General features: G+C 40.9%; 17 protein-coding genes, 2 tRNA genes, 1 pseudogene and 1 other annotated feature. Of the genes and pseudogenes, 4 read left to right on the top strand and 16 right to left on the bottom strand.

Going from position 1 to position 21,071, the window contains the following annotated elements:
• Nucleotides 1–165: 165 nt before the first annotated feature.
• Nucleotides 166–378, bottom strand: a binding site (T-box leader).
• Between the two features lie 42 nt (nucleotides 379–420).
• The 4 genes from IGI54_RS02530 to IGI54_RS02515 all read right to left on the bottom strand — a co-directional run bounded on the left by IGI54_RS02530 (nucleotide 421) and on the right by IGI54_RS02515 (nucleotide 5,832).
• Nucleotides 421–1,056, bottom strand: coding sequence for a redox-sensing transcriptional repressor Rex (locus IGI54_RS02530; RefSeq protein WP_071862332.1), 636 nt, complete (start codon nucleotides 1,054–1,056; stop codon nucleotides 421–423).
• Nucleotides 1,057–1,195: 139 nt separating this feature from the next.
• Nucleotides 1,196–2,404 (bottom strand): tRNA uracil 4-sulfurtransferase ThiI, encoded by a 1,209-nt coding sequence (thiI, locus tag IGI54_RS02525; RefSeq protein WP_430621084.1) that lies wholly within the window; start codon nucleotides 2,402–2,404, stop codon nucleotides 1,196–1,198.
• 242 nt (nucleotides 2,405–2,646) lie between these two features.
• Nucleotides 2,647–3,789 carry a cysteine desulfurase family protein gene (locus IGI54_RS02520; protein ID WP_430621083.1) on the bottom strand — a complete coding sequence of 381 codons (1,143 nt, stop codon included), beginning with the start codon at nucleotides 3,787–3,789 and terminating at the stop codon, nucleotides 2,647–2,649.
• Between the two features lie 321 nt (nucleotides 3,790–4,110).
• Nucleotides 4,111–5,832: a septation ring formation regulator EzrA gene (locus IGI54_RS02515; RefSeq protein ID WP_071862336.1), complete on the bottom strand. Its 1,722-nt coding sequence runs from the start codon at nucleotides 5,830–5,832 to the stop codon at nucleotides 4,111–4,113.
• 311 nt (nucleotides 5,833–6,143) lie between these two features.
• Between IGI54_RS02515 and IGI54_RS02510 the strand changes: the two genes are divergently transcribed.
• Nucleotides 6,144–7,496 carry an aspartate kinase gene (locus IGI54_RS02510; RefSeq protein WP_430621082.1) on the top strand — a complete coding sequence of 451 codons (1,353 nt, stop codon included), beginning with the start codon at nucleotides 6,144–6,146 and terminating at the stop codon, nucleotides 7,494–7,496.
• Between the two features lie 153 nt (nucleotides 7,497–7,649).
• Here IGI54_RS02510 and IGI54_RS02505 read toward each other — a convergent pair whose 3' ends face one another.
• From IGI54_RS02505 to IGI54_RS02495, 3 genes are read right to left on the bottom strand one after another with little or no spacing between them, the layout of a single operon-like run.
• Nucleotides 7,650–8,162, bottom strand: a complete 513-nt coding sequence (locus IGI54_RS02505) for an HAD family hydrolase (protein WP_379946518.1) — start codon at nucleotides 8,160–8,162, stop codon at nucleotides 7,650–7,652.
• 15 nt (nucleotides 8,163–8,177) lie between these two features.
• Entirely contained in the window at nucleotides 8,178–9,014 is an 837-nt protein-coding gene (locus IGI54_RS02500; RefSeq protein ID WP_430621081.1) for a Cof-type HAD-IIB family hydrolase, read from the bottom strand.
• 13 nt (nucleotides 9,015–9,027) lie between these two features.
• Nucleotides 9,028–9,858: a DUF72 domain-containing protein gene (locus tag IGI54_RS02495; RefSeq protein ID WP_430621080.1), complete on the bottom strand. Its 831-nt coding sequence runs from the start codon at nucleotides 9,856–9,858 to the stop codon at nucleotides 9,028–9,030.
• Between the two features lie 89 nt (nucleotides 9,859–9,947).
• Here IGI54_RS02495 and IGI54_RS02490 point away from each other — a divergent pair, with 89 nt between their 5' ends.
• Nucleotides 9,948–10,922: an asparaginase gene (locus IGI54_RS02490; RefSeq protein ID WP_430621079.1), complete on the top strand. Its 975-nt coding sequence runs from the start codon at nucleotides 9,948–9,950 to the stop codon at nucleotides 10,920–10,922.
• Between the two features lie 157 nt (nucleotides 10,923–11,079).
• Here IGI54_RS02490 and IGI54_RS02485 read toward each other — a convergent pair whose 3' ends face one another.
• The 6 genes and pseudogenes from IGI54_RS02485 to IGI54_RS02460 form a co-directional block, all read right to left on the bottom strand.
• On the bottom strand, nucleotides 11,080–11,814 hold the full coding sequence (locus tag IGI54_RS02485) for an acyl-[acyl-carrier-protein] thioesterase (protein ID WP_430621078.1): 735 nt from the start codon (nucleotides 11,812–11,814) through the stop codon (nucleotides 11,080–11,082).
• An 80-nt stretch (nucleotides 11,815–11,894) separates the two neighbouring features.
• Nucleotides 11,895–12,728 (bottom strand): fructosamine kinase family protein, encoded by an 834-nt coding sequence (locus IGI54_RS02480; RefSeq protein WP_216429476.1) that lies wholly within the window; start codon nucleotides 12,726–12,728, stop codon nucleotides 11,895–11,897.
• Between the two features lie 12 nt (nucleotides 12,729–12,740).
• Nucleotides 12,741–13,526: pseudogene (locus IGI54_RS02475) on the bottom strand (tyrosine-protein phosphatase).
• A 117-nt stretch (nucleotides 13,527–13,643) separates the two neighbouring features.
• Nucleotides 13,644–14,972 carry an aminopeptidase C gene (locus IGI54_RS02470; protein WP_430621077.1) on the bottom strand — a complete coding sequence of 443 codons (1,329 nt, stop codon included), beginning with the start codon at nucleotides 14,970–14,972 and terminating at the stop codon, nucleotides 13,644–13,646.
• A gap of 56 nt (nucleotides 14,973–15,028) precedes the next feature.
• Entirely contained in the window at nucleotides 15,029–16,000 is a 972-nt protein-coding gene (locus tag IGI54_RS02465; RefSeq protein WP_430621076.1) for an acyltransferase family protein, read from the bottom strand.
• A gap of 181 nt (nucleotides 16,001–16,181) precedes the next feature.
• Nucleotides 16,182–16,255 (bottom strand) — tRNA-Asn (locus tag IGI54_RS02460).
• Nucleotides 16,256–16,329: 74 nt separating this feature from the next.
• Between IGI54_RS02460 and IGI54_RS02455 the strand changes: the two genes are divergently transcribed.
• Together IGI54_RS02455 and IGI54_RS02450 are read left to right on the top strand one after the other, a co-directional pair.
• Entirely contained in the window at nucleotides 16,330–17,475 is a 1,146-nt protein-coding gene (locus IGI54_RS02455) for a serine hydrolase domain-containing protein (protein WP_430621075.1), read from the top strand.
• A 99-nt stretch (nucleotides 17,476–17,574) separates the two neighbouring features.
• Nucleotides 17,575–17,647: transfer RNA gene (locus IGI54_RS02450), tRNA-Thr, on the top strand.
• 81 nt (nucleotides 17,648–17,728) lie between these two features.
• On the opposite strand, the gene IGI54_RS02445 is transcribed toward IGI54_RS02450, so the two are convergent.
• The 3 genes from IGI54_RS02445 to IGI54_RS02435 all read right to left on the bottom strand — a co-directional run bounded on the left by IGI54_RS02445 (nucleotide 17,729) and on the right by IGI54_RS02435 (nucleotide 21,054).
• Nucleotides 17,729–18,727: a sugar kinase gene (locus tag IGI54_RS02445; protein ID WP_430621074.1), complete on the bottom strand. Its 999-nt coding sequence runs from the start codon at nucleotides 18,725–18,727 to the stop codon at nucleotides 17,729–17,731.
• Between the two features lie 6 nt (nucleotides 18,728–18,733).
• Entirely contained in the window at nucleotides 18,734–19,378 is a 645-nt protein-coding gene (locus tag IGI54_RS02440; protein WP_430621073.1) for a bifunctional 4-hydroxy-2-oxoglutarate aldolase/2-dehydro-3-deoxy-phosphogluconate aldolase, read from the bottom strand.
• 155 nt (nucleotides 19,379–19,533) lie between these two features.
• On the bottom strand, nucleotides 19,534–21,054 hold the full coding sequence (locus IGI54_RS02435; protein WP_071862350.1) for an MFS transporter: 1,521 nt from the start codon (nucleotides 21,052–21,054) through the stop codon (nucleotides 19,534–19,536).
• Nucleotides 21,055–21,071 lie beyond the last annotated feature (17 nt).

The raw sequence follows: 21,071 nt of genomic DNA, 5'->3' as shown, positions 1-21,071 counted from the left end.
AAGTTGGGCTGACAGCTATCTCAAAAAAAATTCTTTATCTTCGAACGCATACGATGAGGCTAGACTGCAGACACGCCGTATTGAATCAAACATGGATGTCGATTTTAAGCTAGATGAACTGCAAAAAGCCTCACTCGCAAAAAAAAGTCCTAAAACACAAATGTGTTTTAGGACGTAAATTACGCGGTACCACCTAAATTGCAGAAAAATTTTCTGCCGCTCAAGCATGTGTTAACGGTCATGTGCCGTGCGTTCCTACTGATTTCAAAACGCAAACTCCCAAGCTACCTTCTGTAAGTCAAAGTGAAAATGTTGCAGCAGATCATTTTCTCTCTAAAACATTTGAGCTTACATACTCTTCTTGATCATCGTATGAATCATTCTACAATGAACTTGAAAACTTGTAAAGCCTTAGCGAGCTTATTGACCATCAAAATAAATCAAGGTCTGCAATTCCGAAGTTAAATCGATATAGTGAACATGCACATTTTCTGGGACCTTCAAGGGATCAGGGGCAAAGTTTAAAATAGCCGTAATACCACTCGCCACCACTTGATCGATGGCACCTTGAGCAAACTGGCTAGGAACCGTCGAGATCGCCACCGTAATTTGCTTTTCTTCTAAGACCTCGCTTAACTCTTCAATAGAATAAATTGGATAGCCGCAAATCTCTGTGCCGACTTTCTCCGGATCATTATCAAAAGCGCAGACAATATTTAAATTCTCATTCCGTCTAAAATTATTATTCAGCAAGGCTTGGCCCAAATTTCCACAGCCGATTAAGGCAATTCGTTTTTCTTCTTTCGTCTCCAACATGTCGCTAAAAACTTTGATTAAGTCATTGACATCATAGCCATACCCACTGCGTCCTAGCTCGCCAAAATGTGAGAAATCACGGCGAATCGTCGCCGAACCAACTTGGGTCATTTTGCTAAGCTCAGAAGACTTCACGCGATTGACACCATTTTTTTCTAAATTTTTTAAGCAGCGCAAATACAATGAAAGACGTTTCGTCGTTGCTTTTGAGAGAACGGGTTTTTCAATTATGCGGTCCATAATGACGCTCCTTTGTTAAAAGTTTCACATAAATAATTTTAGCATGAATGTTTTTGTTTAACAATCCTTTGTCAAAAAAAAAAGCGCCAAATGTTGCAAAAGAGCAAGAAATCAATTTCGATTTCTTGCTCTTTTTTAATTATAATAAGTCAGCAAACTCTTCCGTTTTTTCGCTTTGCTGCGGTGTAATTTCTTCAATTTTCAGCCCCGCTAAGCAACGAGCCATCATGCCTTCAATATCAAACCGTTCTTCCAACTCTAGAACTTTTTCCAAATTAGGACGCGTCTTTGGTTGCGGCGGTGCAAAAATCGTACAACAATCTTCAAAGGGCTGAATCGCTAATTCAAATGTGTCAATCTTTTCAGCCAGCTCGATGATCTCCGTCTTATCCATCGTTACGACTGGTCGAATAATCGGCGTCGTAGTCACTTCATTGATCGCTACCATGCTATGAAGCGTTTGAGACGCCACTTGCCCAAGTGATTCACCGTTGATGATCACCAACCCGTGACGCCTTTCCCGAATCGCATCTGTCAAACGCAGCATCATCCGACGAGTCAGCGTCATCCAATAGCCTTGAGGACTGCGTTTCTTGATTTCTTCTTGAATCTCAGTAAATGGTACTTCGATAAATTGGATGCCCCCAACGTATGGTGTTAACTTTTCAGTTAAATCTTTGGCTTTTTGCAAGGCTTGCTCACTTGTGTAAGGTGGACTAGCAAAATGAACGGCTTCAATCTCAACGCCTCGTTTCATCGCTAAATAACCTGCTACCGGTGAATCGATCCCACCAGAAAGCATCAGCATTCCTTTACCACTCGTACCTACAGGCAACCCGCCAGCCCCTTTGAGCGTCTCATAAGATAGATAAGCACTGTCGCGGCGAACCTCAACCCGTAAATTGATATCTGGCCGTTTCATTTGAGCCTTGATTTCTGGACAAACATCCATTACTGCATCGCCTAAATATTGTTGCAAGCCATGGCTATCTAATTCAAAATCATGGTCGCTGCGTTTGGCGGTAATCTTGAAGGTTTCTTTACCTGTGTAGATTTCTTCCATAATTTGTTGAGTCATTTGTTTTAATGCTTCAAGATTTTTTTCTACTTGAATGCTGGGTGAAAAAGTTTGAATACCAAAAACTTTTTTTAATTTTGGCAGCACCAAACTGCTGTCTTCACCATTTAATAAGATATGCATCCGATCGCGATCTGCGTGAATTTTCAAGCTAGGAAATTCCATTAGTGCTCCGCGAACATTTTGCGCCAGCTGCATAATGAAGCTGCGACGATTTTTGCCCTTCGTCGACAATTCGCCATAACGCACCATAATTTCAGTATATTGCAAGATGATTCTCCTTTTTCGTATTATTGTATTTATTTTTCCAAGTTTGGAAAAATAAGTTTTATTCTCAAGCCGTATATCATTCAGCTATACTGCTCTCTTCGATTATCGCTCTTAGAGCCCTTGTTGGGAGCTACTTAAAATTGATTCTGCGAAAAGCTGAACTGAAATCCTTTTTCGTATTATTGTATTTATTTTTCCAAGTTCGGAAAAATAAGTTCGATTTTCAAGCCGTATGGCATTCCCTAATTAATTTTTGAAAATTTATCATACAGATGGTTGAAGACGACCATGAATTGTTCGGCCTCCGCCATCGTATTGGCTTCGTCTAAGCTGACACGAACGGCCGTTGTCGCTACATCATGAGGCACATTCATCGCATGCAAAGTCGAACTATCAACTTTTTTACGGCTCGAGCAGGCACTGGTTGTCGAAACAAAAATTTGTTTTTCTTCCAAGGCATGGACTAAAACCTCACCGCGAATAGCTTTGATTCCGAAAGTCAAAATATGCGGCGCAAAGTTCTCGTCACCTGAAAAAATCGTCACCTTATCATAACCAGCTAAAGCTTCTTTCAAATACTGACGGATAATCTTTGTATGATTTGGACGTTCGGCTTGTTTTTCTAAATGCATCCGTAAAGCGCGGCTCATGGCAACGATTCCCGGCACATTTTCGGTCGTAGCTCGTTGACCGCTTTCTTGTCCACCACCATTTAAAAGTGGTGCTAATTTTTTTCCAGCTTTCCAATAAATAAACCCGACTCCTCGAGGGCCATGAAATTTATGGGCTGAGAAAGTTGCGAAGTCCACCCGTGGAGTTAACCATTGCGCTTGATCAACTTTTCCGATTGCTTGGACCGCATCCACATGAAAATGAATCGTCGGATAGTCCGCTAAAACCTCACTAATTGCTTCAATCGGCTGGATTGCTCCCATTTCATTGTTGACACCCATCACGGAAACAAGAATCGTTTCTGGACGAATCAACGCAGCTAGTTCCTCGATTTTTACAAAGCCTCTCTTATCAACTGGAGCAATACTTACTTCAAATCCCAGTTCTTTCAATTGATTGGCCGTGCGGCTGACCGCTGGATGTTCAACGCTAGAAATAATAATATGATTGCCATATTCACGTTTTGTGATAGCAGTGCCTTTCAAGACCCAATTATCGCCTTCCGTACCACCACTGGTAAAGAAAATCTCATTGGCTTGTACCTCTAAAAGCTCGGCGATTTGCTTGCGAGCTTGTTGCAGCAAACGATTCGCTTGTGTCCCTAAATCATGAAGACTAGAGGGGTTGCCGATAATACGTTGGCTAGTTTTAACATATGTATCAAGTGCTAACGGATAAATCGCAGTTGTTGCACTATTATCAAAATAAATCATTCTCTGACCTTCCTTCAAAAATTCTTTCCTATTATAGCGGGTATATTGGAAGTCTTCAAGTATTCCTTACAAATAGATAGTTTTCTTAAATACCAAATGGCGATTGCGGTGATTGCTGGAAAAATTTTTTATTTTCTCAGAACATACAATTTCACTAATCACGCTAAAGAATGAAGATGGACTGACAGCTAACTCCGCAGTAAAGAACCCATTTTTCAAAAGCATGAAAAATGGGTTAATTGTCGTTTCGCATACGATTCCACTAATCACGCTGAAGCGTGAAGTGGAACTCGCAAAAAAAAGCTGAGCATTTTGCTCAGCTTAGACTAAATCTCGGTTATTAAAATAGAAATCTTCAATGCGTTTGAAGGCGCCTGGCTCTACTCGTTCCAAAGCCGTGCCGATCTCATCTAAGGCATCTTGGTAACGGTATTCTTTGTTGAATAATTCCAAGCTGTTATCGATCGCCACCTTGATATCAGGGTGAGTATGACGGTAACGGTTCGCATATTGCATCATTTGTTCAGTCAACGCTGCGGCATCAACTAAGTCATAAGTCTTTTGATCTAATAATTCTATATCTTCGTCACAAAGGCTGACCAATTTGTTGATGTCCTGCATATTGATACGAATTTTGTTTAATGACTTGCTTAATTCTTCTACACGATCTGTTGCCACGAAGAAGAATTCTAAGTAATCCCCTGGTAAGCCTGGTAAACGTTGTTGTTCCACGTAACGTTTTAGATTACGTAAACGGAATTCGTATTTCTCGATTTTTTCAGAGGCTTCTTTCTCCCCTTTGCGTAACTCGTGTAAATCTTCATCGATCTCAACTTGTTTAGTTTCGATATCGTCTAAGACTTTGAAGGCATCTTTATAAAAGACTTGAACTTCTGAGTAAGGCAATTCATGTTTATCGATTTGTGGTTCCATGTTGCGGTTACGGCGTTCTAACTCTTCGATCTCGGTTTGGAACCCGCGAGCGCGACCTAATTCGTTATTGTTTAGGGCATAGCTTTGTGATGTATGATCTAACTCTACCATCAGCTGATGATTGTTGCGAGATGCGTGCGAAATGTATTCACCGATCGTTTTGCGATTTGTTAAGACATATTTTTTCGCTTCAAATTCTTTTTCTAATGTTGTATATAAATCATCGATTAGCTCAGCTGTTTCTTTGTTGGCAGTTTCCACTGTACCTAGCTCGATTTTTTCTAGATCTTCCAATGAGCGTTCGACATGTTTTTTGACTTGTCCTAAACGTTCTTCGAAATTATCTTCTGGCAAGACAAAGTCATCAGCCATCATTTTTTTGTGGGTCTTTTCAAGTTCATCAATTTGGCTAGGGAATGTTTTGTCCAAGTCTTCATAAAGAGCTGGAACTTTTTGCATCATTGCTTGCACTTCATAGGTATGCTTTTCAGCGTCATCTAACACTTCTCGTGCTTCGATGGGATCACCTGAAGTGTTCAAGGTTACGAATTGAGTAAATTCGATTTCAACATTTTTGACCTGCTTTTGAATCTCTGGTAAGGCTGGACCAAAATTGTCTTTCTTTTCTTTTAAGTCTGTTTTTAATTCTTCAAACACATCTAACGCTTGTTGAACTGCTAATGAATTACGTTCTTCTGTTTCACGTAACTCTTTTAAGCCAGTCCGAATGCCTTCGACTTCTTCTTCCATCTCCGTCATCGTGCGTTCAGCACTTTCGATGGCTGATTTGCCTTTCATGAAACGGAAGGTCTCATTTTGACTTTCAACTTCAAAAATTTGGCTTTCCAATTCAGCAAAAGATTTCGTCGAAACATCGGTCCATTTCTGATTCCATTCACGGAAAGTATTTTGACTTTGACCGACGAGATGCATTTTTTTCACTTCGTCGACTTCTTCCACGACAGGAAGATCGAATAACGCTTCTTTCCTTTTATCAAGTTCTTTTAAGCGATCTTGATTTTTTTTCTTCATCAGATAACCAATCAAGTATAAAACGGCGGCCAACACGACCAAACCGATAACAATCCCTATGATTACATTACTTCCCATGTATGATTTTCCTTTCAGCGATCAAGATTAATTTTATTTAATGGTGCATTTATTTTCAGTTTTTTGGCAAAAACATCTAACGTAGATTATAACACAAAAGACTTTTCTCTTCACTATGTACTTTTAAATACGACGATTTTTTTGCACAACCACTCCTCATATTAGCATTTTTTAAAAATCGCTTCAATGTAATAAAATTAAGAAAAGTGTAATTTTATCTTTTTTTCTACCAAACGATGACAGAAAGCCTCTTGAAATTGTACGGGTTTTCCGCTAATATTAGAAAAACATTAAAACGAGAGGTGATTAACGTGAAAGTAATTAAATTTGGCGGAAGCTCTGTTGCTTCAGCTGAACAACTAAAAAAGGTCTTAGCCATCGTTACTGCCGACAACAGTCGCCGCTTCGTGGTTGTTTCTGCTCCGGGAAAGCGAAACAATAAAGACAAAAAAGTCACCGACTTATTAATTCAATTTTACAATGCTGTCTTGTACAAACAGCCTGCTGAAGAAGTCATTCGTGAGATCGTCTCACGTTACACCGAAATAGCCACAGAGTTTCAGGTAGAAGAAAGCATAAAAAAACCTTTTTACGCAGAACTAAAAGCTCTGCAAGAAAATTTTGATGAAACGGACCCTTACGCTTTAGATAGTTTCTTAGCCAGCGGTGAGAATTTAAATGCTCAGCTAATTGCGGCCTGTTTTCAAAAAAGTGGCGTAAATGCCCGCTATATTAATCCAAAAGAATTAGGCATCCTAGTTTCCAACGAACCTCAAAATGCCCGCATTCTTGAAAAATCCTACGAAAAAATGTATCAATGGCGGGATTCTGAAGAAATTTTGATCATTCCTGGCTTTTTTGGCTATACCGAAGATGGGCACGTCTGCACATTTTCACGCGGCGGATCAGACATCACCGGCTCCATCGTGGCTGCTGGGATGCAAGTTGATCTCTATGAAAACTTTACCGATGTGGACGGTATTTATGCTGCCAGTCCAAAATACATTCACGAACCAGAACTGATCGAGTACGCGACCTATCGTGAAATCCGCGAACTGACCTATGCCGGCTTCACTGTCTTTCATGATGAAGCATTGATGCCTTCTTACAAAGCAAAAATTCCGGTGATCATTAAAAATACCAATAATCCGGAATGCCAGGGAACCTTGATCCAAAAATCCTTTGAAAATAAAAACCGGAACGAGGTCGTTGGTGTTGCCAGTGACGGTGGTTTCTGCGGGATCACTGTCGGAAAATATTTATTAAACCGGGAAGTGGGAATCGTGCGCCGCATTCTCCAAATTTTAGAGGATCTGCATATCGGTTTTGAACATATGCCTTCGGGGATTGATGACATCTCCATCATTTTACGTGAGCGCCAGTTAACTCGTGATACTGAAGCAGCGTTAATGAAACGGATCGAAGAAGAAATCCAGCCCGACCATTTATCCATTGAACACGGCTTATCTGTCGTAGCTTTAGTTGGTGAAGGAATGCGGGAACGCCCCGGTACCACCTCAGATAGTACCGCTGCCTTAGCCCGCAAGAATGTCAATTTGCGGATGATTTCCCAAGGGGCCGATGAACGCAGCATTATCTTTACAATCCGCAGTGAACAAGAACGCTTAGCAGTACGCTCGCTTTACTATACCTTCTTTGACTAATAGATGTAGGCAGGTAAAAAAGCTGCCAGCTAGCTCTTTAATAGAAGTTCCATTTTCCAAAATCGGAAAATGAATTCTCATCTTCTCTGCGCATACCATTTTTCTAATACGCTAAAGCGTAAAGAAAAACTAGCAAAAAGGAAAAGCTCATTGTCATTGAGCTTTTCCTTTTTGTTTGTCTAATTCTTTTTTGATTAAGGGTTCTGGTGCAAAGTCAGCCTGCCAATTATCAGGCTTCATTACCTTGTTCGTCACGGGATGATAGCGGGGCTTGCCATCAGGGAAAACTTTACCCATGTTCGCTTGATGCACGATTTCGAAGATTGGTTTAGGATCGACACCGATCAAGGCGAAGGAGCCATAGGTAAAGTATAATAAATCGGTTAAGGCATCGACTTGCGCCACCAACGGATCTTCTACCGGTTCAGCTTTTTCCAAAACCTTTGCTTTGGCCTGGTCAACACTTTTATGCAGCTCGGTTACCAGCTCTTCAAATTTGACAGTGTCGCCTTCTGCTGTACCATATAAAAATTCAACGATTTCTTCTACTTTGAAGCCCGCGCGAAAGCTTCCGCGTTCGGTTGAAAAAGCTTGGGGTGTTGCTGGCGGCTGTGGTTCAAAGGTTTGATGAAATTCACGGGCCATTTGATACGGTTCTTTTGTCATTTTCTTTGCTCATTTCTAAATTATTTCAAAATGCTTTAGCGCTTGATAAATACCATCATGCTCATTCGTCGCAGTGACATAATCGGCCGCTTGTTTGACTTCAGCCAGACCATTACCCATCGCAACACCAATCCCGGCTTTTTGGATCATTTCCATATCATTGTAATGATCGCCAAAAACGATTACTTCTTCAAGTTTAATCCCAAACGCCTCAGTATATTTTAAAATTCCTTGATACTTCGAACCATTTTTAGGCACAATATCAACGGCGTAAGGATTGGAGCGTTGAAAAGAACACTCAGGTAATAGCCGCCGCAATTTTGCTGCTTCGGTCTCGGCGCTGAAGAGCACACATTGATAAATCGGTTCTTGTAAGATCGATAATTCTTTGTAACGGCCCTTTTTCCGATTGGGACTGAAGGACTGCAATAATTTACGCGTTGTTTTAACGGGGAACCAAGTTGGCATCCAAGCAGCGATTTTTTTTAATAATTTATTTTGCGACCACTTCATTAAGTGGCTGCCATCCATCCGGTCGAGAGCACCAAAAATAATCTGACGATGTTCGTCATCGGCGAAATCAACGATTTTTTGCAATATCTCTTTAGAAAACGGACGTTGATAAATCGTTTGGTCTCTTGTATACACCAATTGGCCATTATACGTCACGAACATGTCCAACGGCAGCTGATCGATCCGCTCTTCAATTTTGACTGGACCTCTCCCTGTAGCGATACCGCAGAGAATACCACGCTCTTGCGCCGCTTGAATCGCTTCTCTCGTGCTAGTAAGAACCTTTGAATCACTGGTGATCAATGTCCCGTCAATATCAAAAAAAATAGCTTTTATCATAGTGTCCCCTCATTTAAAATAAGTCCATTTGACTTGGATTCAATCCTTCATAGTTTAAATCCAAGATTTTTTTTAATTGTAAAGCATTATCCGCGGCATCGCCACCAGAATTATTGTTAAAGATGATACCTACTTGATTAGAAGCCTGATCCACCCTTTTAATTTTTTCCGCCAATGTTTCCAACTCAGCGGCAGTGTAACGATAAAGTGTCCGTTTCTTTCGCCAATCGCCTGTCCGGTCGTTCCAGTAGGCTTGGTTTCTGCCGTGAAAACGAAACAAGCTGAAGTCTGAATTAGTGACGGTCGTATCCAGAGGAACGGTATCTGGTAGTTGCGGCTCATCCACCATCACTAAGCTGAAAGCCAATTTTTCCATCAGTTTATGGGTCTTAGTAACGAATTCTTCGCTATACCAGCTGTAATCTCTTAATTCCACCGCCACCGGTAAGTCTGGAAATAAATTTCGCAACGTTTCTAAGTAGGCGACATTTTCTTTTGTACATTTAAATTGAGCAGGAAACTGCGCTAAGAAACAAAATAATTTATTGCTTTCAATCATCGGCGCCATCGTCTCTAAAAAATGCGTCTGCAACTCAGTCAGTGAACCATAGCTGTCTTGCCATTTGCTTTGTCCGGTAAATCCTGAATAGAGCTTCACCACAAAGCGAAAATCTGCCGGAACTTGCGTCAGCCAATTTTCGACGGTACTTTTTCGGGTAATCCCGTAATAATTCGTATCTAATTCCACTAAAGGCAAGTAGCCGGCATATTCATATAACGAAGAGCTTTTCTTGCCGGTCAAGCTGCTGTGTTCATTAAAAGAAGTTAATCCAATTCGAATCATAGTATCCTAGCCTCTCTTTGCTCCTTAGTATACAATAAGCATAGCAAAAAAGTTGTGAGAATGCGCAACTAACGAATGGAGTAATGAAAATGAAACGGATTTTGATTTTACACACCGGTGGGACGATCTCAATGAGTCAGGATGCTGACGGTGCAGTACGTCCAGATAAAAAAAATCCTTTACTAGCTGCTGGCCAAGAATTGCGATTACCAGCAGAGATTGAATTGATCGTCGAAGATTTTTCAAATCTGCCTTCCCCTCATATTACCGTTGAAACCATGTTCAAGTTAAAAGAACGGATTAAGACCGCCAAAGCAGCCGATATCGACAGTGTCGTGATTACTCATGGGACTGACACCTTGGAAGAGACTGCCTATTTTTTGGAAGTCACCATTGGCGATCTATTACCCATTATCTTGACTGGGGCAATGCGCTCCATCAATGAACTGGGCAGTGACGGTTTATACAATTTTGAATGTGCGATTCGGGTTGCCGCTTCAGATAGTGCTCGTGACAAAGGGGTCTTAGTCGTGATGAATGATGAAGTCCACAGTGCCCGCTACGTGACTAAAACCCATACGACAAATGTCGCTACCTTTAGAACACCAACATTAGGACCAATCGGCTTGGTAACAAAATCAAAAATTTTGTTCAAACAAGAATTACCAAAAGCCACTCATTATGACATCGAAAGCTTTGACGCCCTGATCCCTATCGTAAAAGTCTTTGCCGGAATGCAAGGAGATTTCTTTGAATTACTAGATCAAGGAATCAAAGTCGATGGGCTGGTTGTAGAAGCCTTAGGCGCTGGTAATTTACCTCCTCAAACCTTGCCGCCTTTTTATCATTTATTAGAAAAAGGGCTGCCGATTGTCTTGGTTTCTCGCTGCTTCAATGGAATCGCCGAACCGGTCTATGATTATCATGGCGGCGGTGTCGAGTTAGCTCAGCACGGTGTGATTTTCTGTAACGGAATCAATAGCCAAAAGGCCCGGATAAAATTATTGATCGCTTTGAATGCCCATTTGAATCAAGCCGAACTAAAACAATTTATGGAAGAGTAGAAAGGCTTAACAAATAAGCTGGCCATCACTAAAACTGCCATTTCAATATTCTTAATTATAGAACAGGCATACTCCTTTAAAAATAAAAAAAAGTTGAATCGAGCAGCTCTGCTCTTCTAAAAGCCTAGCTTTTAGAAGAGGCGTTCTGGCCCTCGATTCAACTTTTTTTCCATAAAATATTCGCTTCGCAAGCAAGCTGTTCACCTAAACGAATCTCATGCCGCGTCTTTACTTCCTCTGCTTCAATAATTTCATAAAAACTTTCGATGTCGTTGCCATACAGCACTTCTTTATCAAATTTCACATTGACATAGGTCGGCTGGTGCTTCGTCATGAAATCATAGCCTAAAACATCGATCAGCCAGTTGAAATACATCGCATTGTTTACGTGATGATTACTGTCGAGATCATAATAGCGCACATGATACAGTTGTTTTTGTTCCCCTCCGACCTTTTCGATCTTCGGCCAGCGGCGAATTTTTTTCACCTGAGGCGATTCATAAGGCGCCATTAGGTCTGCATCCACGCTACTCATCTTCCGATTTTCAATATCCATTAAGACAAAGGACATGTCTATCTTCACTAACTCTTCATCGTTGGCATCATAAACCCAATAGCTACGATAACAAAAGAATCGATTAAATTCAGTCGGTTCAGTCACGATCCGAATCTGTTCTCCCACTTGCGGCAGACGTTGAATCGTTACTTCTGTCTGGGTGATCACCCAAGTAATTCCTAGTGTATTAATGAAGTCCGTTCCTCGATTTAATTCATCGCTTTGATCCGAGGATGCTTTAATGGCAATACTTAGTAATGCCGGAAATGTGATATTTTGATTGATGTCACATTCATAATAGGCAACTTCGTGTTCAATGGTATATCTCTTTCCCAATACCTTTCCTCCTGCTATTTCGTACCTATACATTCATTTGTACGAAACTTATTTGCTGCTTTTAAATAATAGCACAACAATTAGACTTGGCCTAAAGCTAAGACACGATCCACCGCATCGCCATAGCTCTCACCAAAAATATTTAAATGAACCAATAAATAGTATAACTGATAAATCAAAATCCGATCTTGCCAACCTGCTCGCATCGGAAATGTCTCCTGATAGGCATCGATAAACTCTTGTCGGAACCCGCCAAAAAGCTGTGACATAGCGATATCCATTTCTCGATGACCATACGAGACGGCTGGATCAACAAATATCGGCTGTCCTTTCGTATCAAAAAACGTATTGCCACTCCAAAAATCACCGTGGAGCAGCGTTGGCTCAACGGTCATATCGCCCCACTGCTGATAGACCCACTTTTTGAAACGCTGATAATTTTCTTCGCGACGCTTCGTCCAACGATTTCGATCATTGGCTAATTGAATCTGCACCTCCAAACGATTGGTAAAATAAAAATCCCACCAATTATCTAACAAGGTGTTGCGCTGCGGCAATAAGCCCATAAAATTATCGGCTGCATAGCCAAATTGATCAGCCTTTACGTGATGGATACGGCCTAAATCTTTCGCCAAGTCCTTTTGGTCCCCTTCTCCAGGTTCGATCCACTCCATCAAAAGATAAGCAGCGTCTTCAAAGGAACCATTTTCATGTACTTGCGGCACTCGAACGACTTTAGCTAACTCAGCCAATCCGTCTACTTCAGCTTGAAAGAAATCGGCCGTCATTTGAGGATGATATTTCAAAAAATAGTCTTGCTGTCCATCGGTAACACGAAATGCTTGGTTAATATCTCCGCCAGCAATTGGCAAGGCTTTGTCCTGCAACTTCAAATACTTCAGCAACGTTTCCATCTCGTCAACTCCTTACAACAAGTATATTTTTTGTAAATCGTTCATTTCTCCTTGAGTCACACCGATGCCTTTTTGAATAAATTCTGAGATGCTTCCATAGTGTTCTTTGATTTGATCAAAGCTCGTTTGCAAATACGCTTCTTTGGCTGTCATCATATCTTCGATGCCATGCAACGCATTGGCTGGAACGCCCGCGTGCTCCGCTTTTTTGTACATTTCTTGAACAACCTTCTTCAAATAGCGGTTAGTTGCCAGATAATCCTTCATCACGGTATCGGTATCTACTCCTAAACCTTCCAATAATAGCATCGCTCCAAAGCCAGTCCGATCTTTGCCAGCAGTACAATGGAATAGTAGACTTTCGGCTTCGCCAGTATTTCCCAGCACTAAGTCAAAAAACTTCCGGTATTGTTTCCGCACATGCGCGTCAGTGACAAAATGGGTATAGACATCAATCATTTGCTGGAAGGCAGCTTCGCCATCCTACATGCGCGACAACATTTTTTTCGGAGAAGCAGAGGCTGTCTCTGTTTCTTCAATCGGAAAAATAGGTAAGAAGATATTCTCCGCCTCTGGAATATCTTGATCTGGCTGTGACGTCCGTTCTTCCAACGAACGAAAATCAACCACCTTTTTGATTCCATAATTGCTTAAATAGGTTTTATCCTCTTCGTCTAAATGATTGATGTTGGCTGAACGGATTAATTTTTTTGGTGCAATTTTGCGTCCGTCCTTTGTCTCATATCCGCCAAGCTCTCGCATATTCTCCGCGTGTTGGACAGCTAAATGTTTTGTCATCATACCAACCTCCTTTTTGCTAAAAGTATAGCACAACCTCAAAGAAAACGCTTTTTCGGTTCCGAAAGCACGAATTTAAAAAGGATCTGAAGCACAAGTGCTTCAGACCCTTCCTGCTTAAGCTAATGCCCCCATTGGGTCCCACGGTGCTAAAACAGTTGGCTCTGCTTCAAAAGCCGACAACTGCTCCGGCGTTAAAAATTCCTTACGAACAACGATTTGATAGGTGTATTCATCCATCCATTCGTCGCTCATAACGAAGAAGCCTTTGTCACCGACTTTTTCGCCCCAGCTATTTTCAACTTTCCATTTCTTAGATTGTTCGTTGATGATATCAACACCCGTCAAGACCATCGCGTGAGTCATCATACTTTCACCGTAATCCAAACGTTCCGCCTTAGTCATGGTCAGGTCCACATCAAACAAATCTTCCACATCATAAGCGTCTAACGCCATGATCCCGCTGTCTCTTGTGGATGATTGACCAACATCACAACCAAACCAAACCGATTCGCCTTGTTCTAACTGTTTGACAGCCAAGGCCTTGAAGTCTTCCATTTCAAGGTTCAAATACTTCACTTGCTTGCCAGCCACTACATTGCCTAGCATATCGACAGTGTAGGAGCGCATAAAGGGTTTGTCCGCGGTTGGTGCATTGATAATACTGACGTAATCCTCTAAGTTCACCCCAACATATTTTTCGTAAAAGTTTTGCGGTGTTAAAGCTTGGTCCAAGTGATAATTTTTTTCTTCATCACGGTATTCAAAATCAAAGACTTCCGGCGGAGTGCCTAACGAGATTGCTAACAGATTGTAAACCTCTTGCAGCATCGCTTCACGATTGGCTTGAATTTCTTCAGCCGTCGCTTCTTCAGCCACCATTTGGCGTAGCAGGACCGCATGCTTGCGTAATAATTTATTCAAGTAATTGTTTAGATCGCGAGAATTTGAGCTGCTGCTGCTTTCTGGCATTACCGCTTTTGGCACGACACCATATTTTTGAAACAATGACACGATCATATCCCATTGTCCGCCATCTTGTTGCGGTGTTTGCATTAAGAAGGCTACCTCACGGCTTGCCGTAGGTTGTTCCGCCGTTGCAAGAATATTTTCGTAGAAATAATTCGCTTTTTCATACTTATCCCAAAAGAAGGTGTAATTTTGCGAAAGCTCAAAGTCCTTCAACTGGAAGGTAGTCAATAGTTTATGACGGAAAGTATTCAACGCCGCGAACATCCAGCAGCGACCTGATTGTTTTTGATTGGCAACTTTTCCGGTAGCAAGATCAATGGAAAAGACCGGCGTATTTTCTACATGGGTCTGCACATTTTCAGCAGAGGCCCGGATACCGTTTTTAACGACTCCTCGTTGCAAGGCAACTTGTTTAGAATTTTTTGCAAAAGCTTCTCGAAAAGCTTGTGTACGTTCATTTTCAATTTTTGACATAAAAAAACGCCTCCTTGCACCCATTTTACGCTTAATGAGGCAAAGAGACAATTAGTTTACAAACTCGGCTGTAAGGCTTGTTTGCCTTTAGCGATCCAGCTACCGAAGCGTTTGCTTGAAAGCAGAACCGTCAGTAAGGTGCTGGCAGCAAATAAAAGCACTACTTCCAACGTATTAATTTCAATGTCGAAATCTAAGGCTCGCAGACCTTTGACTAAAAAGCCGTGGAGCAGATAAACCGTCAGCGTATTTTTCCCCCAGTGAGAAAAGAAATACCGGCGTTTTGGTACTAAAAGTAAGAAGGCGGTAATTCCAATCAGTCCTGCCGCGAAAAAAATCAAACGTTGGGGGCCGCCCAATAACGGCTGATTCAAATAATCTTGATAGGGTTTCGACCCAAAGACCCAATATTTATTGATCAGATCGTTGCCTTGAATAAACAGAAACAAACCGCCAAATAAAATGGGTGCCAGCCATTTTTTCGGATACTGCTTCACCTTCTCGATAGAAGTTTTCGGCAACCAATAACCAACCATAAAGTATGGGAAAAAGGTCAGCGTCCGTTGCATCGCTAAAAAGCGATCAAAAATCGGAAAGTAGCCTACCAAGACCGCGACGATCACACTGCCGATTACTACTTGCTTGACCGAAAAACGGCGAGTCAGATGCAGAAACAGATTCCAGCAAAAGAGACTCAGTAAAAACCATAAGGACCATTGCGGTGTTCCCAGTTCCATACTGAAGGAATCCTGCAGACCAATCAACGTATAATAGCCTGAATAAACGAGTTGGAAAAAAATATACGGCAGCAGTAATTTCTTCACCAATTTACTGACTGGCTTTGGCCCACTCTTAGCAAAATAGCCAGAAATCAAAATGAAGGCTGGCATATGAAAAGTAAAAATAAAGTAGTAAAGATCATTATAAAAAGCATGGTCATTGATAAAGGGTTGTAAGAAATGACCAAAAACTACTAAGATCATCAAGAAAAGTTTGGCGTTGTCAAAATAGGCATCGCGTTTTTCCATCGTATCCCTCCTCATCAACTAGTATATCGAGGATTTTTTCATACTTCAAAGGGATTGCCCAAGTTTAAAAAAAAGGTCATGCTTTCCTCAATCTTTCCTTCGTATCTCACTCTTTTTTTCACAATTTCTTCATGAATTAGGTGTAAAAAAAGAGAGATGATCGAATGATCACCTCTAGTTACTCCGGCAGTAGGACTCGAACCTACGACATCATGATTAACAGTCATGCGCTACTACCAACTGAGCTATGCCGGAAGAATACTTAATAATAATAGCAATTTTTAATTAAACGCGCAATCATAATCTAGCAATTTGTCAGGAGAATTTTTATGCCAAAAGGACTGCATCGAAAAAAAACGGAAGCAAGCCGGAAACTTCCACTGCTGTTTTGCTTACTGCTTTTATTAATAGGTATCGGCGGAATTTACCTGAAATACAACCAACAAAAAGCAGTTGAAACAACGATCTTTTTTCAACCAAAAGTGGCAGAAACTACGGACAAGCAGACAATTGAACCAAAAAACGCAATCTCGGCTTCGATTGAACAAAAGCTATTGAAGAAAAATTTTAGCGGAACGGTTCTAGTTTTCCGGCATGGCAAAATTATTCTAAATAAAGCCTACGGTTGGCAAGATCAAACTAAAAAAATCTACAATACCATCTCGACACAATTTTGCATCGGTTCCGTCCAAAAAGGTCAAACTGCCTACTTAATCATGCAAGCAGTCAAATCTGGCAAATTATTTTTAGACGAGAAGCTCAGTGATTTCTATCCACAAATTCCCAATAGCGAAATAATCTCGATTAAGGATATGCTAAATATGAGTTCCGGTTTACGAATCGATGAAAAGAAAATCGCGGCATTAAACACCTTAGATCCAAAAGAAATTTTAGCCGAGACAGTCAAACAGACAACGGTCGCTAAAAACGCCAGTTACTCCTATCAACCTGTTAACTACGTCTTGTTAGCTGGTATCTTAGAGCAAGTTTACCAAACCAATTATCAAGCACTCTTTGAAAAAGAGATCATCAAGCCAATGAAGCTGACAGAAACCAGCTTTTACTCCACAAAAAATAAAAAACAAGCTCTTTCCTATTCAGTCTCGCCTTTAGGACCTCTTTACAGTAATACGACTGCCAGCTCTTACGCTGATGAATTAGGAACCGGAAATGTTTTTATGTCTGCTGAGGATTTGTATCACTACTATCAAGCATTTTACAATGATCGTTTTTTAACTACCCAAGACCGAGCAGAACTTTGGAGAACTTATCCTGGCGAAAAATATGCTGGTGGGATTTACACGATGAAAGATAATATGCATAGTCGTGGTGTCAAAGCACGGTTTGAAACCGTCGCTGATTTTTCCAAGGATGGACAAACCGGAATCATCTTATTATCCAATGTTTGGACTCAAAAGAACGGTTTCGATGAGTTCGCACAGCAACTTTATTACCAAGTCGCGGCTGCTTCATAAGCGACTTGGTTTAATCCTTATCCATTCGGATTTTTTCCTTCTCAATAGTTGACAAATAGCCGTTACTTCGTTATTCTATATCTTGTATTAAATAACTATGCCGCCTTAGCTCAGCTGGTAGAGCGTTTCCATGGTAAGGAAGAGGTCGTCGGTTCAAGCCCGACAGGTGGCTTAAAAAAAGAACAATCGGTAACGCTGTAGAAGCAGTGTTACCGATTGTTCTTTTTTATACCTTTAAAGGAAACCGTTTTAATCAACGAATAATTTTACTGGAATTAGAATTCAGAAATTCCTCAACTTCTATAGCGCTAAATTGATTATCATCTCCGTAAACAGTGTGCTTCAAGGCGGCCGCAGCCGTTGCAAAATCAACCATGTCCTGACCATTGCTCATTGTCAATAAAGCATGTAAGATTCCTCCAGCAAAGGCGTCTCCGCCACCCACACGATCAATAATAAAATCTAATTCATGCATCTTTGATTCGAAGTATTGTTTATCCAACCATAAAGTTCCGGTTAAATCATTTACGTCTGACGAATGAACTACCCGTTTTGTTGAATAGATTGCTGTCAAATTAGGATACAATGCTTGGATTTTCTCATAATAATACGTAAGATCCGCTTGTTCTTTTTCCTCGATCCCCATCAAATAGAGCGCGTCTAATTTCCCAGCAGAACAATAATCAACCTTTGGTAAGATTACCTGCAAAGTTTCAGCGGCTTCTTTCTGCGTCCAAAGCTTGCTACGAAAATTGATATCAAAGCTTATCTTACAGCCAGCCTTTTTAGCAGTGGTAATTAATTCTAAAGTTAATGCTCGCCAACTACTTGATAAAGCAGGAGTAATTCCCGAAACGTGGAAAATATCAACTCCTTCAAAAAGGTCTAACTCAGCCCACTCATTTTCAGTAATTTGAGCAAAACTTGAATAAGCACGATCATATAAAACTTTTGATGAGCGTTCCCCAATACCACTTTCCACGTAATAAGTGCCCAAGCGTTCCCCGCCTTTTAGTAAAAATTTGGTAGAAACATTTGAACGACGAAGATGTTCGACTACCCCACTTCCTAGAGAATTGTCTGGGATCTTACTTGCAAAATAAACTTCGTGACCATAATTTGCTAAGGAAACGGCAACATTCGCTTCGCCGCCTCCATAATGAGCAAATAAACTTTCTGAACGTTGCAACCTGGTCCCCGCTCTTGTTGAAAGGCGAAGCATGATTTCACCTAGTGTTACCACTTTTGCCATACAAAATTACCCCTTAATTGAATGGAATTTATCCATATATTGCTTTGCCATTTCAGTGACTCCTGCAAAATCACCCGTTGCGGCTGGAGCTAATAAATTCCCGCCCACTCCAACTGCGACTACGCCAGCTTCAAACCATTCTTCCATATTAGCTAGACTCACCCCGCCAGTTGGCATAATATTTAATTGTGGTAGTGGGGCTTTGAAAGCTTTGACAATACTTGGACCAAAGGCGCTGCCAGGGAAAAGTTTAATAATATCAGCACCATATTTCAGTGCCTCTTTCATTTCTGTGATCGTCATACAACCAGGTAAGTATGGGATTTGATACAAATTACAAATTTTTGCCGTTTCCACATCGAAATATGGGCTAACTACAAATTCGGCCCCGGCCATGATCGCCAAGCGAGCCGTAGTAGCATCCAAGACAGTTCCTGCACCAATAATTACATCGGGTTGATCTTGATAACTTTCAACTAACTCCTTGATGGTTTCATCTGCTTGTGGAACCGTGAAAGTTAACTCAATCCCTGTTACGCCACCAGCGATTAAGGCCTCACTGGCTTTGATTGCTTCTTCTTTTGTCGCACCGCGAACAACCGCGATTACTCCAGTTTTTTCTAATTTAGCTAAATTCATCATTTTTTTCATTTTATTATCTCTCTTTCTATAAAAACATGTTTATAGCAAAAACAGCTGGCTTCACTCATTTTAGATTTATTCTGGCAAAGCCGCTTTAGATACCTCGTTTATTCGTGAATAAGGAGATGTACCCAAACTCGGTCACACCTCCAGTAAACACTTTTTTAAATCATAGGTTCGTCCGGCCATGCTTGTTCATACGGATGACCAGTTAATTCTTCCACCACTTCTTTCGCTTGTGGTGTAACATCTGCCTTTGAACCCCCCGCTTCTAAACGGTCAATCTCATGTTTCAAAACTTCATGTGTTTGACGATTCAATTTGAAGGTAAAGGACATCAATAAAGCTAACAAGATTAGAACCACTGGAGCAACAAAGAAAATCAAAGCGATTCCTGTTTGGATATGTTGCGGGGTGTTAACAAGACTCGTCATTGTTTTTGAATTAAACCCAATCTCTGCTAACAAAATCCCAGCAATCCATGAAGCAAAAGCACCTGTTGATTTTCTAAAGAAAGTCATTACTGCAGCGTAGATCCCTGCTCTGTCTCCACGTGTCATTACCCGATCTACGTCTGGAATAAATGGGAATACATTCCAAGGAGTAAATTCCAAAATAGCCCGTGCACATTGGTAAAAAATGGAAATGATAATCAAGACCCAGAAAGCATTCTGAACATGCAAAGCCCAAGTCAAGAAGTAGCCGACCATCGTTATAATAATCGTAGTATAACTAATTGTAAACAAGAACTTCGGTCCATGAGTAAGCATCAGTTTTGCTGCTACTAGCGTTGAAACAATTCCAAAAATTGATAATGCTTGAAGTGTCCACGGTGTATCGGCCTTCACACCATGAATACAACAAATAATAAATGTTGGTAACATGGTTGAATAAAAATCTTTCCCAGTAAACGAAAGCAGATAAATCGCTAAATGCTTACGAAATGCTTTGTTTTTGAACGTTGAAAAATAGTCTTCAACTGTTTTTTTAACAAATTGGCCCAAAGTTAATCTAGGGCGGCTTTCTAATTCAGCAATAAATTCTGGTGTCAATGGACGTTCCCAAGTAGTACGGTAAGAAATGAAAATGGCAACCACGAAAATAATCGTCCAAATAATCCCTGTGATCAAATAAGCATTTGGATTTTGCATATGTTGCAATGCGGCTAAAACAAGAAATACAATCGCTGTTCCACTCGCAGAGATAAACATCCGTGAACCAGATAGGATCGTTCGTAACTTATAATCATCAGTCATTTCTGTTGGCAATGTTTCCCAAGGAATTAGGATCATCGCGATTGCTAATTCAATCGCCACGTAAATAACTAAGTAATAGACCCAATTATCTGCTCTTACCCAAAACAGCGGGAATAAAATGGTAAAGAAAATGCCGCCTAATAAAATGAAGAAGTGTCTACGACCAAATCGCTGACCTAGCTTTGTTTTATAGAAACCATCTGTGATCGCCCCAAAGAATAATGAAAATAGCGCATCCACGATTCGACCAATCCCAGTGATTGCTCCAGCAAATGCTGGATTAATCCCCTGACTCAAGACAAAAGCGAATATTACTCCTGAAACGATATTGTTCCAGCCGCCTCCCATTAAATCTGTCAAACCGTAGCCAATTCCTCGACCAACAGTGATTTTTTTTGGTTGATAGACCCAATTGCTTTTTTTACTCATCTACGTTCTCCCCTGTC

Source organism: Enterococcus sp. DIV0800, from assembly GCF_050559735.1.
GTDB lineage: Bacteria > Bacillota > Bacilli > Lactobacillales > Enterococcaceae > Enterococcus_A > Enterococcus_A devriesei.
Note: the sequence above shows the minus strand (reverse complement) of the source record. Positions and strands in the feature narration are given on the sequence as shown.

Excerpts from the sequence above, each read along its gene's own strand:
- IGI54_RS02495 (WP_430621080.1), bottom strand. The coding sequence starts at position 9,858 with ATGATTCGAATTGGATTAACTTCTTTTAATGAACACAGCAGCTTGACC.
- IGI54_RS02505 (WP_379946518.1), bottom strand. The coding sequence starts at position 8,162 with ATGACAAAAGAACCGTATCAAATGGCCCGTGAATTTCATCAAACCTTT.
- IGI54_RS02465 (WP_430621076.1), bottom strand. The coding sequence starts at position 16,000 with ATGGAAAAACGCGATGCCTATTTTGACAACGCCAAACTTTTCTTGATG.
- IGI54_RS02455 (WP_430621075.1), top strand. The coding sequence starts at position 16,330 with ATGCCAAAAGGACTGCATCGAAAAAAAACGGAAGCAAGCCGGAAACTT.
- IGI54_RS02445 (WP_430621074.1), bottom strand. The coding sequence starts at position 18,727 with ATGGCAAAAGTGGTAACACTAGGTGAAATCATGCTTCGCCTTTCAACA.
- IGI54_RS02470 (WP_430621077.1), bottom strand. The coding sequence starts at position 14,972 with ATGTCAAAAATTGAAAATGAACGTACACAAGCTTTTCGAGAAGCTTTT.
- IGI54_RS02435 (WP_071862350.1), bottom strand. The coding sequence starts at position 21,054 with ATGAGTAAAAAAAGCAATTGGGTCTATCAACCAAAAAAAATCACTGTT.
- IGI54_RS02530 (WP_071862332.1), bottom strand. The coding sequence starts at position 1,056 with ATGGACCGCATAATTGAAAAACCCGTTCTCTCAAAAGCAACGACGAAA.
- IGI54_RS02440 (WP_430621073.1), bottom strand. The coding sequence starts at position 19,378 with ATGAAAAAAATGATGAATTTAGCTAAATTAGAAAAAACTGGAGTAATC.
- IGI54_RS02480 (WP_216429476.1), bottom strand. The coding sequence starts at position 12,728 with ATGGAAACGTTGCTGAAGTATTTGAAGTTGCAGGACAAAGCCTTGCCA.
- IGI54_RS02500 (WP_430621081.1), bottom strand. The coding sequence starts at position 9,014 with ATGATAAAAGCTATTTTTTTTGATATTGACGGGACATTGATCACCAGT.
- IGI54_RS02490 (WP_430621079.1), top strand. The coding sequence starts at position 9,948 with ATGAAACGGATTTTGATTTTACACACCGGTGGGACGATCTCAATGAGT.
- IGI54_RS02520 (WP_430621083.1), bottom strand. The coding sequence starts at position 3,789 with ATGATTTATTTTGATAATAGTGCAACAACTGCGATTTATCCGTTAGCA.
- IGI54_RS02515 (WP_071862336.1), bottom strand. The coding sequence starts at position 5,832 with ATGGGAAGTAATGTAATCATAGGGATTGTTATCGGTTTGGTCGTGTTG.